This is a genomic window from Candidatus Omnitrophota bacterium (assembly GCA_021735655.1).
Classification (GTDB): domain Bacteria; phylum Omnitrophota; class Gorgyraeia; order Duberdicusellales; family 4484-171; genus JAHKAJ01.
Window position 1 is genome coordinate 195,856 of sequence record JAIPGM010000002.1, and the last position, 13,718, is coordinate 209,573.

General features: G+C 36.7%; 13 protein-coding genes and 1 tRNA gene. 11 read left to right on the forward strand and 3 right to left on the reverse strand.

Features of this window, described 5'->3' with window-relative positions; genetic code table 11:
* The first annotated feature begins 440 nt into the window (after nt 1–440).
* Genes mrdA through K9L86_02025 form a run of 4 tightly spaced genes read left to right on the forward strand, consistent with a single transcriptional unit; the run spans nt 441 to nt 5,236 of the window.
* Nucleotides 441–2,168 carry a penicillin-binding protein 2 gene (gene mrdA, locus K9L86_02010; GenBank protein MCF7907635.1) on the forward strand — a complete coding sequence of 576 codons (1,728 nt, stop codon included), beginning with the start codon at nt 441–443 and terminating at the stop codon, nt 2,166–2,168.
* Nucleotides 2,165–3,262, forward strand: coding sequence for a rod shape-determining protein RodA (gene rodA / locus K9L86_02015; GenBank protein MCF7907636.1), 1,098 nt, complete (start codon nt 2,165–2,167; stop codon nt 3,260–3,262). The genes mrdA and rodA overlap by 4 nt, the downstream gene beginning before the upstream one ends.
* Nucleotides 3,263–3,304: 42 nt before the next feature.
* Entirely contained in the window at nt 3,305–4,936 is a 1,632-nt protein-coding gene (locus K9L86_02020) for a TIGR03960 family B12-binding radical SAM protein (GenBank protein ID MCF7907637.1), read from the forward strand.
* A gap of 3 nt (nt 4,937–4,939) precedes the next feature.
* Nucleotides 4,940–5,236 (forward strand): TIGR03936 family radical SAM-associated protein, encoded by a 297-nt coding sequence (locus K9L86_02025; GenBank protein ID MCF7907638.1) that lies wholly within the window; start codon nt 4,940–4,942, stop codon nt 5,234–5,236.
* A 4-nt stretch (nt 5,237–5,240) separates the two neighbouring features.
* Here K9L86_02025 and K9L86_02030 read toward each other — a convergent pair whose 3' ends face one another.
* The 3 genes from K9L86_02030 to nspC all read right to left on the reverse strand — a co-directional run bounded on the left by K9L86_02030 (nt 5,241) and on the right by nspC (nt 8,275).
* The gene (locus K9L86_02030) at nt 5,241–5,705 is read right to left on the reverse strand and encodes an S-adenosylmethionine decarboxylase (GenBank protein ID MCF7907639.1); all 465 of its coding nucleotides are present in this window, start codon (nt 5,703–5,705) and stop codon (nt 5,241–5,243) included.
* 197 nt (nt 5,706–5,902) lie between these two features.
* Complete coding sequence (locus K9L86_02035) at nt 5,903–7,135, reverse strand: saccharopine dehydrogenase family protein (protein ID MCF7907640.1); 1,233 nt, start codon at nt 7,133–7,135, stop codon at nt 5,903–5,905.
* Nucleotides 7,136–7,171: 36 nt separating this feature from the next.
* Nucleotides 7,172–8,275 carry a carboxynorspermidine decarboxylase gene (nspC, locus tag K9L86_02040; GenBank protein ID MCF7907641.1) on the reverse strand — a complete coding sequence of 368 codons (1,104 nt, stop codon included), beginning with the start codon at nt 8,273–8,275 and terminating at the stop codon, nt 7,172–7,174.
* A gap of 124 nt (nt 8,276–8,399) precedes the next feature.
* Here nspC and K9L86_02045 point away from each other — a divergent pair.
* From K9L86_02045 to K9L86_02075, 7 genes are all read left to right on the forward strand, one after another.
* A tRNA-Thr gene (locus K9L86_02045) sits at nt 8,400–8,472 on the forward strand.
* 22 nt (nt 8,473–8,494) lie between these two features.
* Entirely contained in the window at nt 8,495–9,742 is a 1,248-nt protein-coding gene (locus K9L86_02050; GenBank protein ID MCF7907642.1) for an MFS transporter, read from the forward strand.
* Nucleotides 9,726–11,012, forward strand: a complete 1,287-nt coding sequence (rsxC, locus tag K9L86_02055; protein MCF7907643.1) for an electron transport complex subunit RsxC — start codon at nt 9,726–9,728, stop codon at nt 11,010–11,012. Before K9L86_02050 ends, rsxC begins: the two co-directional genes overlap by 17 nt.
* The gene (locus tag K9L86_02060) at nt 10,993–11,943 is read left to right on the forward strand and encodes an RnfABCDGE type electron transport complex subunit D (GenBank protein ID MCF7907644.1); all 951 of its coding nucleotides are present in this window, start codon (nt 10,993–10,995) and stop codon (nt 11,941–11,943) included. Before rsxC ends, K9L86_02060 begins: the two co-directional genes overlap by 20 nt.
* On the forward strand, nt 11,940–12,542 hold the full coding sequence (locus K9L86_02065; GenBank protein MCF7907645.1) for an RnfABCDGE type electron transport complex subunit G: 603 nt from the start codon (nt 11,940–11,942) through the stop codon (nt 12,540–12,542). Before K9L86_02060 ends, K9L86_02065 begins: the two co-directional genes overlap by 4 nt.
* 13 nt (nt 12,543–12,555) lie before the next feature.
* Nucleotides 12,556–13,137: an electron transport complex subunit E gene (locus tag K9L86_02070; GenBank protein MCF7907646.1), complete on the forward strand. Its 582-nt coding sequence runs from the start codon at nt 12,556–12,558 to the stop codon at nt 13,135–13,137.
* Nucleotides 13,134–13,718, forward strand: coding sequence for an RnfABCDGE type electron transport complex subunit A (locus K9L86_02075; GenBank protein ID MCF7907647.1), 585 nt, complete (start codon nt 13,134–13,136; stop codon nt 13,716–13,718). The genes K9L86_02070 and K9L86_02075 overlap by 4 nt, the downstream gene beginning before the upstream one ends.

Here is a 13,718-nt window from a genome sequence, read left to right on the forward strand (position 1 = left end):
ATTTTTTTGGGGCTTATTATCATTGCGCTTAATGAATCGCTAGCAATAGCCTTGGTTGCTAGTTTTTTGTCAGCGTGCTTTCGCAATTTTTTTATTCTCAATGGATCTGCGGTTACTTTATTTGAATTTTTGTTTATCTGTTTACTTATTCAATATATACGCTCGCGCCGTATTTTTTTAGCTAAGCCACAACAACTATTTATTGTTAAAGGGGTCATTGTGTTTTTGAGCCTTTGTGTACATATTTTAGTTAATTCAGTGCAATTGGGATTGTTTATTTCGTTTTTTTCATTCCAGTTCCTCATTCAATCAATTTGCGTTTATTATTTTATTGATTATTTACTTAACCAAAAAGCGCTCCCAGCTTATCATTAGGGTATGTTTAAATGAGCTAACTCCATAACTTTTTATTTTTTAAAAAGTTAGGTTACTTTTTAACTATGTTAAGAAAATTTTTTCAGAAAATCAACAATCTTTTTTCCCTTTCAACCTTAGAAAAAGTATATTTTATAGGTTTTTGCGTATTGCTCGGAACCTTAAGTTGGTACCAGCTCTTTCGTGGCGAGTATTATTTTCAACGCGCAAAAAATAATTATCTTAAAGTGCTTCCTTTGTCGTCTATGCGCGGGGAAATTTTGGATCGAAATGGAATTTCTATTGCATATGATCGGGCTGAATTTAACCTAGGTGTGATTCCTTATCAGGTTAAAACGATTAAGGACTCATTATTTCAAGAATTAAGTGACTATTCAAGCTTAAGTGTCGGATCTTTAAATAAAAATTATCGTAGAAACTTAAGTAGTTTTTTTAGTCCAGTAGATATAATTACTAATGTTGATAAGACTAAAGCCTTGGAATTGAATGAAAAATTTAGCGATTCTTTAGTTATTACTACTCGGCCACAGCGTTATTATTCTAACCCTTACGCTTTTGCTCATATTTTAGGTTATGTTAAACAGGCCAAATCATTTTACGAACAGTTAAAAAGTTATGGCTATAGTCCGATGGAACGTGTTGGTTTCGGTGGCATTGAGCAGTTCTATGATACTTACCTTAAGGGTTCCGACGGTGGAGAGCTTGTTGAGGTTGATTCTCATGGAAGAATTATGGGTTATTTGGGTCAACAACGCCCACAAAAAGGTAAAGATATCTATCTAACTGTCGACAGTCTTGTCCAGCAAGCTGCTTATGAATCGTTGGGCGATAGACCTGGTGCTGTTATTTTAATGAATGCCGACAATGGTGAATTGATTTCTCTTTGTTCGAGGCCGGCTTTTAATCCTAATAGTTTTATAGAGGGCAAAAATACCAGCAGCTTTTTGAATAATTCGAAAAGCCCCTTGCTTAATCGAGCTCTTCAGGCTAAGTATCCAATGGGCTCGACCTTTAAGCCAATTGTTGCAGTTGCTGCCTTAGAAGAGGATAAATCTAAATCCTCAACAACTTTTGATTGCAATGGAGAATTACGCCTAGGGATTGCAAAATTTAGATGTTCACATGTGCATGGACGACAGAATCTTTTTGAAGCGATAGCCCACTCTTGCAATGTTTATTTTTACAATTTAGGGCTTAAAATTGGACCAGATGCACTTTCAAGATGGGCTCGAAAGTTTGGCCTTGATTCCCTAACCGATGTAGATTTACCTTTTGAGGCTAGGGGTTTTGTGCCTGATGTGCGTTGGAAACAAAAAAAACTTAAAAGTAATTGGTTTGCCGGTGATACGGTTAATTTTTCGATTGGTCAGGGTTTCATGACCGCGACACCTTTGGCGACTATGCGAGCGATGAATGTTTTTGCCAGTAAAGGGTATTTAGTTAAACCTCAACTAATTAAAAAAATCGACTCAGTTGAGTCTGGAGCAATAGATAAGACTTATCTTGGTATTTCCGAAAGAACTCTTGAAAAAGTAAGTCAAGGTTTGCGTGAAACAATACTGAGAGAAGACGGAACAGCTAGGATTCTTAATCGTTTAAACCTCAAGTTCAGCGGTAAAACCGGAACTGCTCAAAATTCCGGTAGACCCCACGGTTGGTTTATTGGTTTTTTTTCCTATCAAGAGAAAACTTATACTATTTGCGTATTACTTGAACATGGCGGATCTAGTTATGAAGCGGTAAAGATAGCCTATTACTTTGTTAAAAAAATAACCGAAAACAAGATTTTATGAGATCTCATTCATTAAGAGCAACAGTAGTTAATCTTAAAGGGCTAAAAACAGTTGCTATTTGCTTACTAATTTTTAATGCTTTAAGTTTAATTTCAATATATAGTAGCTTGCATCAGGCGGGAGAGTTTGTAGGTCAGCAAATCCTTTATCGACAGTTACTTTGGATAGCAGTATCTTGGCTTGCCTTGCTAATTTTTGCTAATATTAATTACCGTATTTATTTCGATTTAGCTCATTTAATTTATGGGTTTAACTTGTTATTACTTTTTTGGGTGTTATTTTTTGGCAAAAAAGTAATGGGAGCCCAACGTTGGATTGAAATTTTTGGGTTTACCTTTCAGCCTTCCGAGTTATCAAAAATAGCGACTATTATTATTTTAGCGAAGTTTTTTTCTTCACGTCAGGAATCGATTCATGCTTTTTTGCTGCCGTTGGGTTTTACTGCTTTTAATGCCCTGGTTATACTTATTCAACCAGATTTAGGCACAGCTTTAATTATTGTTTTTCTTTTTCTCGCTTTAGGATTATTTTCACGAATTCCTAAGCGGTACTTTTTTGGTTTAATTGCTATTGGTCTTTTAATATCGCCATTTTTAATTGGTTCATTAAAGGATTATCAAAAGCGGCGTTTGCTTGTATTTATGAATTCGGATCTTGACCCTTTAGGTGCTGGCTACACAATTATTCAGTCAAAGATTGCAGTTGGCTCTGGTAAGTTTACTGGTCGGGGATTTCTTTCCGGAACTCAAAATCAATTTAATTTTCTTCCTGAACGCCATACCGATTTTATATTTACGGTTATTGCTGAAGAGTGGGGTTTTTTTGGCTCACTTTTTTTAATTATTCTTTATTGGTTAATTTTAAGTAAAGTTCTTCAACGGGCCAAAGAAACTCAAGATCAATTTGCTTGTTTTTTGTGCTTGGGGATAAGTTTACTTTTTTTCCTGCATATATTTATTAATATCGGTATGACTTTAGGTATTTTACCGGTAGTAGGGCTGCCGCTTATTTTTTTAAGCTATGGAGGAAGCAGCTTGTTGGTTTCCTTTATCCTTTTAGGTATTTTTTTCAACATTTCCCGAAGTCGTAAATAATTCCCAAAAATAGTTATTCTAATTGTGTCAAAGTAACTTAATATGAATTTTGCAAATTTTCGGAAACCTCAGCGTTACATCGGCAATGAATGGAATGTCATAAAAAAATCACCTTCAGGAAAAATTTCTTTTTGCCTCTGTTATCCTGATTTGTATGAGCTTGGGATGAGCAATTTAGGCATGCACATCGTCTATGGCTTGCTTAACCAACACCCTGATTTATTTTGTGAACGTACTTTTATGCCGGCTGAAGATTTATCAACTTATCTTCGCGAAAAAAATAAACCTTTATTTTCACTTGAAACAAAAAAACCCCTAAATGAATTTGAAATTATTGGTTTTCATCTTGGTTGTGAGCTTAATTTCACCAATGTTTTGCATATTTTAACTCTCGGATTAATACCAGCTAAAGCCAAAGATCGTAAACAACAAATCGTTGTTGGCGGCGGGGTTGCTAACCCTGAACCATTATCTGAATTCATCGATGTTTTTTATTTGGGTGAATTTGAGGAGGTTGCTGATGATTTCGTTAAGGTAATAAGAAAATACAAAGATAAAGAATCGCGTTTAAGGGCTTTGGCTGAAATTGAAGGGTTTTATGTGCCTAAATTCTACGAAGTTAACTTTGTCGATGGTGGATATGATTTTCGACGAAAATACGAATATGCTCGGCTTCCTTTGAAACGAGTTTACGTAAAGGATTTAGATCGTGCCTTTGTTCCTCAAAGTTGGCTGACTCCTCACACCGAAATCATTCATGATCGTATCCCGATAGAAATTGCCAGAGGTTGCCCTAATCGTTGCAGTTTTTGCCAAGCTCAAGCACTTTATGCTCCCTATCGTGAGCGAAAAATAGCAACTATCCAAAATATATTAAAAGTAGCCTATGAGAAAAGTGGCTATGAGAATTTTTCATTCCTTGGGCTTTCGGCTTCTGACTATTCCCAAATTGAGGAGCTTATTGATTTATGCTCTGATTATTGTCAGAATCGTCGAATTGGTTTGTCTTTGCCGTCTTTACGGGCTAGTGACATTGTCGGACGCCTTTATAGAAAACTATCGAAACTTAAAAAAGCTTCATTAACTATTGCTATTGAAGCGGCACGAGCCCCCTTGAGGGAAAGTCTTAATAAAAGAATCGGTACCAAAATTTTGTTTGAGGCAGCAAAAATACTTAAAAGTGTAGGCGCTAAGTCGATAAAGATTTACTTTATGTATGGTTTTCCTCAAGAAAACGAAGAAGACCTGTTGGCTATTGGTGAATTTTTAAAATCTTTATCAAGAAGTAGTCATATTAAATTAAATGTAAGCATCAATGCTTTTATACCTAAGCCTTTTTCTTTAGCTGAGGGATTTTTGATGCAAAGTGAAACGGTCTTAAACAAAAAACGAGAAGTAATTATTAAAAATCTTCCCCAGCGATCGCGAGTGAGTGTTACTTTTTCTTCCATCCAGCGTAGCATTTTCGAAGCTATTGTTTCAGGCAGTGATCGGGAATTTGGTAAAGTTATTTATCGCGCTTACTCTAAGGGGGTTTGCTTTGATGGCAATAGAGAGAATTTTTCCTGGCCGACATGGCAAGAGTCGATGGTTCAAGAAAAAGTTGACCCTAAGGATTACCTTAACCGACAAGCTAAAAATTTTCCTTGGTCGTTCATTAATTCCAAACCATAAGTTATGATTAATAAAAAGTTTCCCTTAGAAGTAATTTTAGAAAAGAGTCAGGAAATGATTTATTTTTCGCAGTTAGACTTAATTCATCTCCTGGAGCGAGCTTTGAGGAGGACTAGATTACCACTTTATTTCACTCAAGGCTTTAGTCCAAGAGTTAAGATAAGTTTTAAAAGTGGTTTAAAACTAGGTTTAGCCGGTAGAATAACAACCATTTTTTATTTCACTGAAGACATTCCTTTTGTAGTTTTAAAAGAGAATCTCCAGCCACAGTTACCTCAAGGATTAGTAATAATAAAATAAGGATCTAGCGAACAAGGAAAGTGCTTTTGATACTTGTAGCCTTAAAAAATTCCTTAGTGAAATTTTTAGCTAATTCGTGGTCATACTTTTTGCAGGAAAAAATATTAATATAGGACTTTTGCCAATGTTCGGAAAAATGCCCGGTAATTGAGCTAGTTTCGATAAATTGTAGCAAGGAATAGCCTTTGGTGAAGGGTTTATCTAGACCAAAATAAGGCAGCTGAGCTTTACCGTACTTCTTCATTTTAATCAACTTACATAAGGTATTAACATATTCGGTAAGCTTCTTTTTTGAACTCATGATTGATAAGTCACATCCTGAAAGATCGAGGATTAATTCGTAACCAAAGATTGGTTTTTTAATTTTGGAGGAAGAAAGAGTAGTGTCGTTGGTCGAAAGGGGCCTGCTGGCAAGGCCAACCCCAGAGTAATTTTCTTGACTGCTAATCAGGTAGTGTTTGGTTCCCATCCCCTTTAAGTATTTCTTTTTGATATAACATAAAAACTAAACGCCTTAGTGAACTATCTTTTTATATCATAAATTTTATCGCTTGGCAAGATTTTTTTTCACTTTTTTTAATGAGACTTACCCAGAACCAGAACGAAGTTCAGTTCTGGGTTTAGTCGAATTAATCCCGAGGAGCGAAGCGACGAGGGATAACCGTTTTATTCCGCTTTAACCGGGCTTTCTTCTCGTATCTTTGTTGGCAATCCAATCTTGTTTAACAAATCAATAAATGGATCAGGGTTTAACTCTTCGACATTTACCATTGTTTTTATATCCCAAATGCCTTGAGCAATCAGCATGGCCGTGGCAACTGGGGGGACTCCAGCAGTGTAGGAAATAGCTTGAGACTCAACTTCCTTATAACATTCGGCGTGGTCACAGTTGTTATAAATAAAAATTTCCTTGTCTTTGCCGTCTTTTTTTCCTTTAATTAGATTTCCGATACAGGTTTTTCCGGTGTAGTTAGGTGCAAGTGATAAGGGATCTGGCAAAACGGCCTTTAATACTTTTAATGGCACCACTTCGACTCCTTCTGCGGTTGTGACCGGTTTCACTGAGGTTAAACCCAATCTAGTGAGGACAGTAAAGATATTGATATAATGGTCGCTAAAACCCATCCAGAAGCGGATACTATTAGCATCGATATTCTTTGACAATGAATGGATTTCGTCGTGACCGCTTAAGTAAATAGTTTGTTTTCCAACTTCCGGAAAATCATAGGTTTTTTTAACTGAGTGGACAGGTAGACATTCCCATTTTCGGTCAATCCAGGTCCAGACTTTTATAAATTCACGAAGGTTTATCTCCGGATCAAAGTTGGTAGCAAAATATTTTCCGTGGTCTCCGGCATTAACATCCATCATATCAATAGTGTCGATTGTGTCAAAGTGGTGCTTTACAGCATAGGCGCAGTAGGCGTTGACCACTCCTGGATCAAAGCCTGCTCCGAGGATTGCGGTGATTTGTTTTTCCGAGCATTCATCCTTTCGTTTCCATTCATAATTAGCGTACCAAGGTGGATTCTCGCAAACCTTATTTGGATCTTCATATATGGCAGTGTCTATATAGGATACGCCAGCCTGGATGCAAGATTCAAGCAGTGCTTTATTTATATAGGTGGTGGCAAGGTTAATTATTATTTCTGAATTAGTTTCTTTAATTAGTTTTACCGTAGCCGAAACATCATAGGCATCTATTTGACGAGAGTGAAGTTTTTTGCTTTTATCTTTTAGGCTATTTTTTCTTTTAATGCTTTCTATGATTTTTTCACACTTATCTTGTGTGCGAGATGCAATACAAATATCACCTAAAATATCGTTATTTTGAGCGCACTTATGCGCAGCTACATGGGCAACTCCACCAGCACCGACAATCATTACGTTTTTTTTCATCGTAGTATTCTCCTTGTTTATTGCTTTATTTTTAAGCTATGACAGATTGTTTAAAAAGTCTTTATATTCAAAATGACGAACGACCTTTAAACCCCCGGTTTTCTTTTTTATGACGATTGATGGCATTGGTAATCCATTAAACCAGTTTTTTTTAACCATGGTATATCCGGCAACATCATTAATTTTAATTATGCTGCCTATCTTTAATCGAGATTTAAATTTATAGGTTCCAAATATATCTCCGGCTAAACAGGAGCGACCAGCAATCATATATTCAAATTGTCCCTTAGCGGAAGTTTTAATTTTAGCCTCGGTTCGATAAACTAAAAGATCCAATAAATGCGCTTCGATTGAGGAGTCGACAATGGCAATATTTAGCTTGTTATGGACTATATCCAGTACGCTGGTTATTAGTTCGGCTGACTGAGTGATAACCGCTTCTCCAGGTTCCAAATAAATTTGGACCGCAAATTTATCGCTAAAGTTCTTTAGTAATCTCGAAAATTTATCTACCGGATAACCGGGCTTGGTAAAGTATATTCCGCCGCCTAAGCTTACCCAGCTTACTTTATGCAATAAATCTCGGTAGTTTCGGGCGATAATATTTAGATTGTTAGAAAAATTTTTAAAATTATCATTTTCGCAGTTAAAATGAAACATGAGGCCGCTTATTAAATGAACTACGTTTTGAACAGCTTTTTTGTCAACCACACCAAGACGTGAGTACTTACGAGCCGGATTGGCTAAATCAAAGTGTGAATAACTGATTTCGGGGTTAATTCTTAAACCAATTTTTAAACCAGAGGTGTTCCCATGGAATTTTTTTAGTTGCCCGATTGAATTAAAAATAATCTTATCGGCATAGCGACGAATAGTTTTTATTTCCTTTTCAGAGAAAGCAACACTGTAAATTTGGACTTCTTTTTGAAACTTTTCGTATCCTAGGCGAGCTTCGTGGAGAGAGCTGCTGGTCGTACCATCAAGGTATTTTTTCATTAAACCAAAGACGCTCCAGGTAGAAAAACACTTTAAAGCTAAAACGAACTTTGCTCCAGAAGATTTTTTAATCCGTTCGATTAGCTTGAGGTTTTTTAATAATTTATCCTCGTGAATTAAATAATAAGGGGTTGCTAGTTTCATATTTTATTTAAATTTGGTCTATATTAACAATATTTAATTATTCTGGCAAGCCTTTTATTGAACTTTCCTTTTTGCTTGTTAACCGAGACAATTTCTGTTAAAATCGATTACTAATTTGAATATTGCCGAGATAGCTCAGTTGGCAGAGCAGGGGCTTCGTAAGTCTCAGGTCGAGAGTTCGAATCTCTCTCTCGGCTTAGAATAAGGAAGATCACTTTAATGCGGTACTTAAAAATACTCAAGAAACGGAATTTTTTCCTTCTTTGGTTTGGCCAAATAATTTCTCAATTTGGCGATCGGCTCACTCAGATTGCTCTGGTTGGTTTAGTATCGGCGGCTTCAAAATCTTCGGCCCAGTTGGCGGTTGTAATGAGCATGGCGATTGTGCCAGTTTTTATTATTTCACCAATATCTGGTGTGTATATTGACCGTTGGGATAAGCGTAAAACACTCTACCTTTGCGATTCAATAAGGGTTATTCTTATGTTGTTAATACCGTTTGTTTTCCTTAAATCGCATTCACTTATTCCGATATATGCTTTAATTTTCCTTTCTTTTAGTGCTGGTCGGTTTTTCATTCCGGCTAAGATGGCCTTCTTACCCCGAGTGGTTGAAAAAAAAGATATATTTATGGCTAACTCATTAATATCTAATACCGCAACCATTGCTGCCGTATTAGGAATTGGTTTGGGTGGGGTATTGGTCGAAAGATATGGGCTAGTCGTTGGCTTTAATCTCGACGCGGCAACTTTTTTTATTTCGGGTATGTCAATTTTTTTAATTTCGGTTCAAGGCAAAGGTGAGTTCTTAGCTAAAGACATTTTAGATATTGGAAAAAATGTTGTCGCTAGCGTAAAGAAATCATTTTTGTATGAATTAAAAGAAGGGATTGGCTATATTTTTAAATCAAAAGAAACAAAGTACGCTTTTAAAATATTTTTCTTTCTTTTTTCATATATCGGAGCTTTGTACGTCGTGTTCATTCGATTTATTCAAAATACCTTATCTTCAGTTACCAAGGATGTAGGCTTTGCTGCAGTTGGTTTAGGGGCAGGAATTTTTTTGGGAACCTTAGCTTATGGTCGAATTGCCCATAAGTTTTCAATTAAAAAAGTTATTAACTGGTCAGTATTGCTTTCATCTTTTTTTATTGTATTTTTTGCAGTATTCTTAAGGGGATATCCCTATACTATTTGTTTAATTTTGCTGGCTTTCGGGCTAGGAATTATGATTTCTCCGGCTTTTGTTGGGGTCAATGCTTTAATTCATCGAGAGAGTGACGAGAATCTGCTAGGCAGAATTTTTAGCGGCTTAGAGTTTACTTCCCATTTAGGATTTTTAGTTGCAATGCTTTGTGCTTCAATACTAGCTGATATTATGACTCCCTTTACAATTGTAGTTTCGGTCGGTATAATCGGATCATTTTTTTCCTTATGTTTTATTTTTTGTGATGATTACAGTAGCTGAATGTAAAAAACCTCAGTCTAAGCTTCGAAGCGAAAAATTTTTGACTCCAAAGAAGCTCTATCTACCACTTTCTCAACATACCGGAAAACCTTCCAGTTGTTGTGTTAAGGTTGGTGATTTTATTGAAGAGTCGCAAGTAATCGCCAATCAAGATGGCTACATCTCTTCCTATTTGCATGCCCCAGCTAGTGGCAAGGTAATAGCAATTAATGCTTGGAACAATCCGGTTTTAGGGAGATCTGAAGCAATTATTTTAGAACCACAAGGAGTTAGTAAAAAATATTTACCGAGAGAGGGCATTGAGAACCTTACTAAGGAAAAGCTTATTGAAATTATTGCTGCTAGCGGTATCGTTGGCATGGGTGGAGCAGCCTTTCCTACTCAAGTTAAACTCAAAAGTCCCAAACCGATCGACACCTTAATTATTAACGGCTGTGAATGCGAACCTTATCTCACTACCGATCATCGTTTAATGGTTGAGAATTTAAAAGAAATCTTTCTCGGTATCGAAATTATTTGCCGGATAATTAAACCCAAAGTGGTAATTTTTGCTGTCGAAGAAAACAAATCGGATGCAATAAAGCAGATAAATCTATTAATACATACGAAGAAGTTTTCCTTGCTAGCAGCTCGCACAGCGGTTTTGCCTTCTTATTATCCCCAGGGCGGCGAAAAGCAATTAATTTACAGTACTACTAGACGTAAGGTTCCTGGCGGAAAGTTGCCTTTGGATCTTGGCTGTTTGGTGCATAATGTTGCAACCTGTTTTGCTATTTACGAAGCAGTTTATTATAGTAAGCCCTTAATCGAGCGTTTAGTGAGTTTTTGTGGCGAGGCCTTGACTGCCCCAAAAAACATTTGGGTTAAAATCGGAACTTCACTCAAAGAACTGTTTGACCAAAAAATTATAGAATTTAGAACTGAACCGGAGAAGATAATTTCCGGAGGCCCAATGATGGGGACGAGTTTGGACAGTTTGGATTACCCAATCCTTAAATCAACTGGAGGGTTTTTGTTTCTAACTAAAGGGCCAAAAGAACTGACAGAAGGTTCTTGTTTGCGTTGTGCGCGTTGTGTCGACGCTTGTCCGATGGAACTTTTACCTTTAGAGTACTATAAACGAGCAAAAAAAGGCGAGTATCAGGATTTAAGCACTTTTAATATAAATGATTGCATTGAATGCGGTTGCTGTGCTTTTAGCTGTCCGGCTAAAATTCCGCTTGTGCATTATATAAAAGCAGGAAAACGTTATGCCCCTAAAAATAAGTAGTTCACCACATTTTTTATCAAAAGTCGATACTCAGCATTTAATGACTCAAGTGCTTGTAGGCTTAATCCCGGTAATTTGCGCTTCAGTATACTTTTTCGGCCTAAGGGCAGGATTGCTTATTTTGAACTGTATGGTGACCGCAATAGCCACTGAGGCGGTTATTCTATACTTACGTAAGAAAGCTTTAGCGATAACTGATGGTAGTGCCGCAGTTACTGGGTTGCTTTTAGCCTTGATTTTGCCTCCGACGACTAAGTGGTATGCCGCTACTATGGGTTCAGTTTTTGCAATTTTTATTGGAAAACATATTTTCGGTGGCCTAGGTGCTAATATATTTAATCCGGCCTTAATTGCCAGGGCCTTTTTGATGGCTGCTTACCCTAAAATGCTGACCACTTTTAGCGCGCCGATTCGTTGGTTAATTGTGAAGCCTCAACAATGGGATTCTATAAGTCAAGCTACACCTTTAGTATTAAAAAAATTTAGTCAGGAAATTACACCTAATCTTGATTTATTTATTGGCAATATTTCCGGCAGCCTCGGTGAGACATCAGCTATTTGCATAATTATTGGCGGATTGTATCTTTTGATTCGAAAAATTGCTGATTGGCGAATTCCTTTGTCGCTGATTGTGACTGTGGTCATAATTTCAGAGATTGGTTTTATTTTAAGGCCAACTAACGCCGACGTGTTGTTTCATCTTTTTAGTGGAGGGTTGTTGTTGGGGGCGCTGTTTATGGCTACCGATCCAGCTACGACCCCGATTACTAAAAAAGGACGATATATTTTCGGTATAGCTTGTGGTGCATTGATTATGGTAATTCGCTATTTTGGTGGTTTACCGGAGGCGGTCATGTATTCGATTCTTTTCATGAATGCCTTGACGCCTTTAATTAATCGCTATACGCTCCCAAAGGCATTTGGAAGATGAAAGAAATAATTAAAATTATTGTAGTTTTAACTTTAGTCTGCATTATTTGTGCGTTTTTTTTAGCTTTAGTTCAAGGCTTAGCTGAGAAAAAAATTGAGTTTAATGCTGCTAAAAGAATAAAGGACGCGATATCTAATCTTGCTCCTGGTTATTCAGATATTGAAGAAATTGTTGTAGAGGAAGATGTCATTTATAAGTTAAAAGATAAATCAGGAAAGTCAATCGGCTATGCTTTCTCAGCTCAAGGCCAAGGCTACCAGGGAAAGATAAAAATCTTAGCGGTAGCCAACCCTTCCTTGAATCGCCTTGAGGGAATTGAAATAGTCGACTCTTTAGAGACTCCTGGTTTAGGAGCAAAGATACAGGAAGAACCTTTTAGTGGTCAGTTTAAGGGACTTAATTTAGGCGAATCAATCCAGTGTGTTAAGGGTGCTTCGACTGATGACGATAAGGTCCCGGCTGTTAGTCAAGCGACAAAAGTCTACTCAAAGAGTCAAATTGAAGCAATTACTGGAGCAACCGTTTCCTCAAGGGCAGTGGTTAATATCTTAAATGAACGTATTAAAATATTACATAAGCAGTTAAAGAAAGATAACTAGGGTTTGTTAGAAAATGAAAAAAGAATTTATTAAAGGCCTTTGGAAAGAGCATCCGGTATTTCGTCAACTTCTTGGTATGTGCCCGACCTTAGCCGTAACTACTTCGGCGATTAACGGTCTTTCTATGGGGCTGGCGGTAATTTTTGTTTTGTTTTTTTCATCCTTAGTGGTTGCTTTGATTAAAAAATTAATTCCCCATCAAGTAAGAATTGCTGTTTATACTGTGATTATTGCTACCTTTGTTACTATCGTTGATCTGTTCTTCAAGGCTCAATTTCCTGAGATTAGTCGTGCTCTCGGGCCTTATATTCCTTTAATTATTGTTAACTGCATTATTTTAGGAAGGTGTGAAGCCTTTGCTTCAAAGCACTCAGTTTCATCATCTTTATTTGATGCTTTGGGGATGGGTTTAGGCTTTACTTGGGGGGTATTTTTGCTCGGTTCAATTCGAGAGCTATTTGGTGCCGGAACAATTCTCGGATTTCGTTTATTTCCTTTAAGCTATAATCCGTTGATCGTAATGATTCTTCCGGCTGGAGCATTTCTAGTCCTAGGTTTTTTAGTCGCAACAATGAATAAATTAGAACAAAAATGAACGAATTATTATTAATTTTTATTTCAGCGATTTTAGTCAACAATTTGGTGCTTTCTTACTTTCTCGGAATTTGTCCTTTCTTGGGCGTTTCAGGAAAGGTTGAATCAGCCTTTGGGATGGGGTTGGCGGTTACTTTTGTGATGGTTTTGGCAACTAGCATTAGTTGGTTAATTTATCATTTAGTTTTAGTAAAGTTTGGATTGCTTTTTTTGCAATACGTAATCTTTATCTTAGTGATCGCATCTTTAGTTCAGATGGTCGAAATGTTTATTCGCAAATTTTCAAATTCGCTTTATCAAGCTCTAGGTATATATTTACCATTAATCACCACTAATTGTGCCATTTTGGGTGCGGCTCTTTTTATGGTAACTAGAAACTACTCATTTTTAGAATCAGTAGTTTTTGGATTTTCTGGTGGTTTGGGTTTTTCTTTAGTTCTTTTGGTTATGGCTGGAATTCGCCAAGAACTTGATTATGCTGATATTCCTGAGGTATTTAAAGGTGCACCAATAACTTTAATTATTGCTGGTTTACTAGCATTAATTTTTATGGGATTTTCTGGTTTGTTTAGCAGTATATAA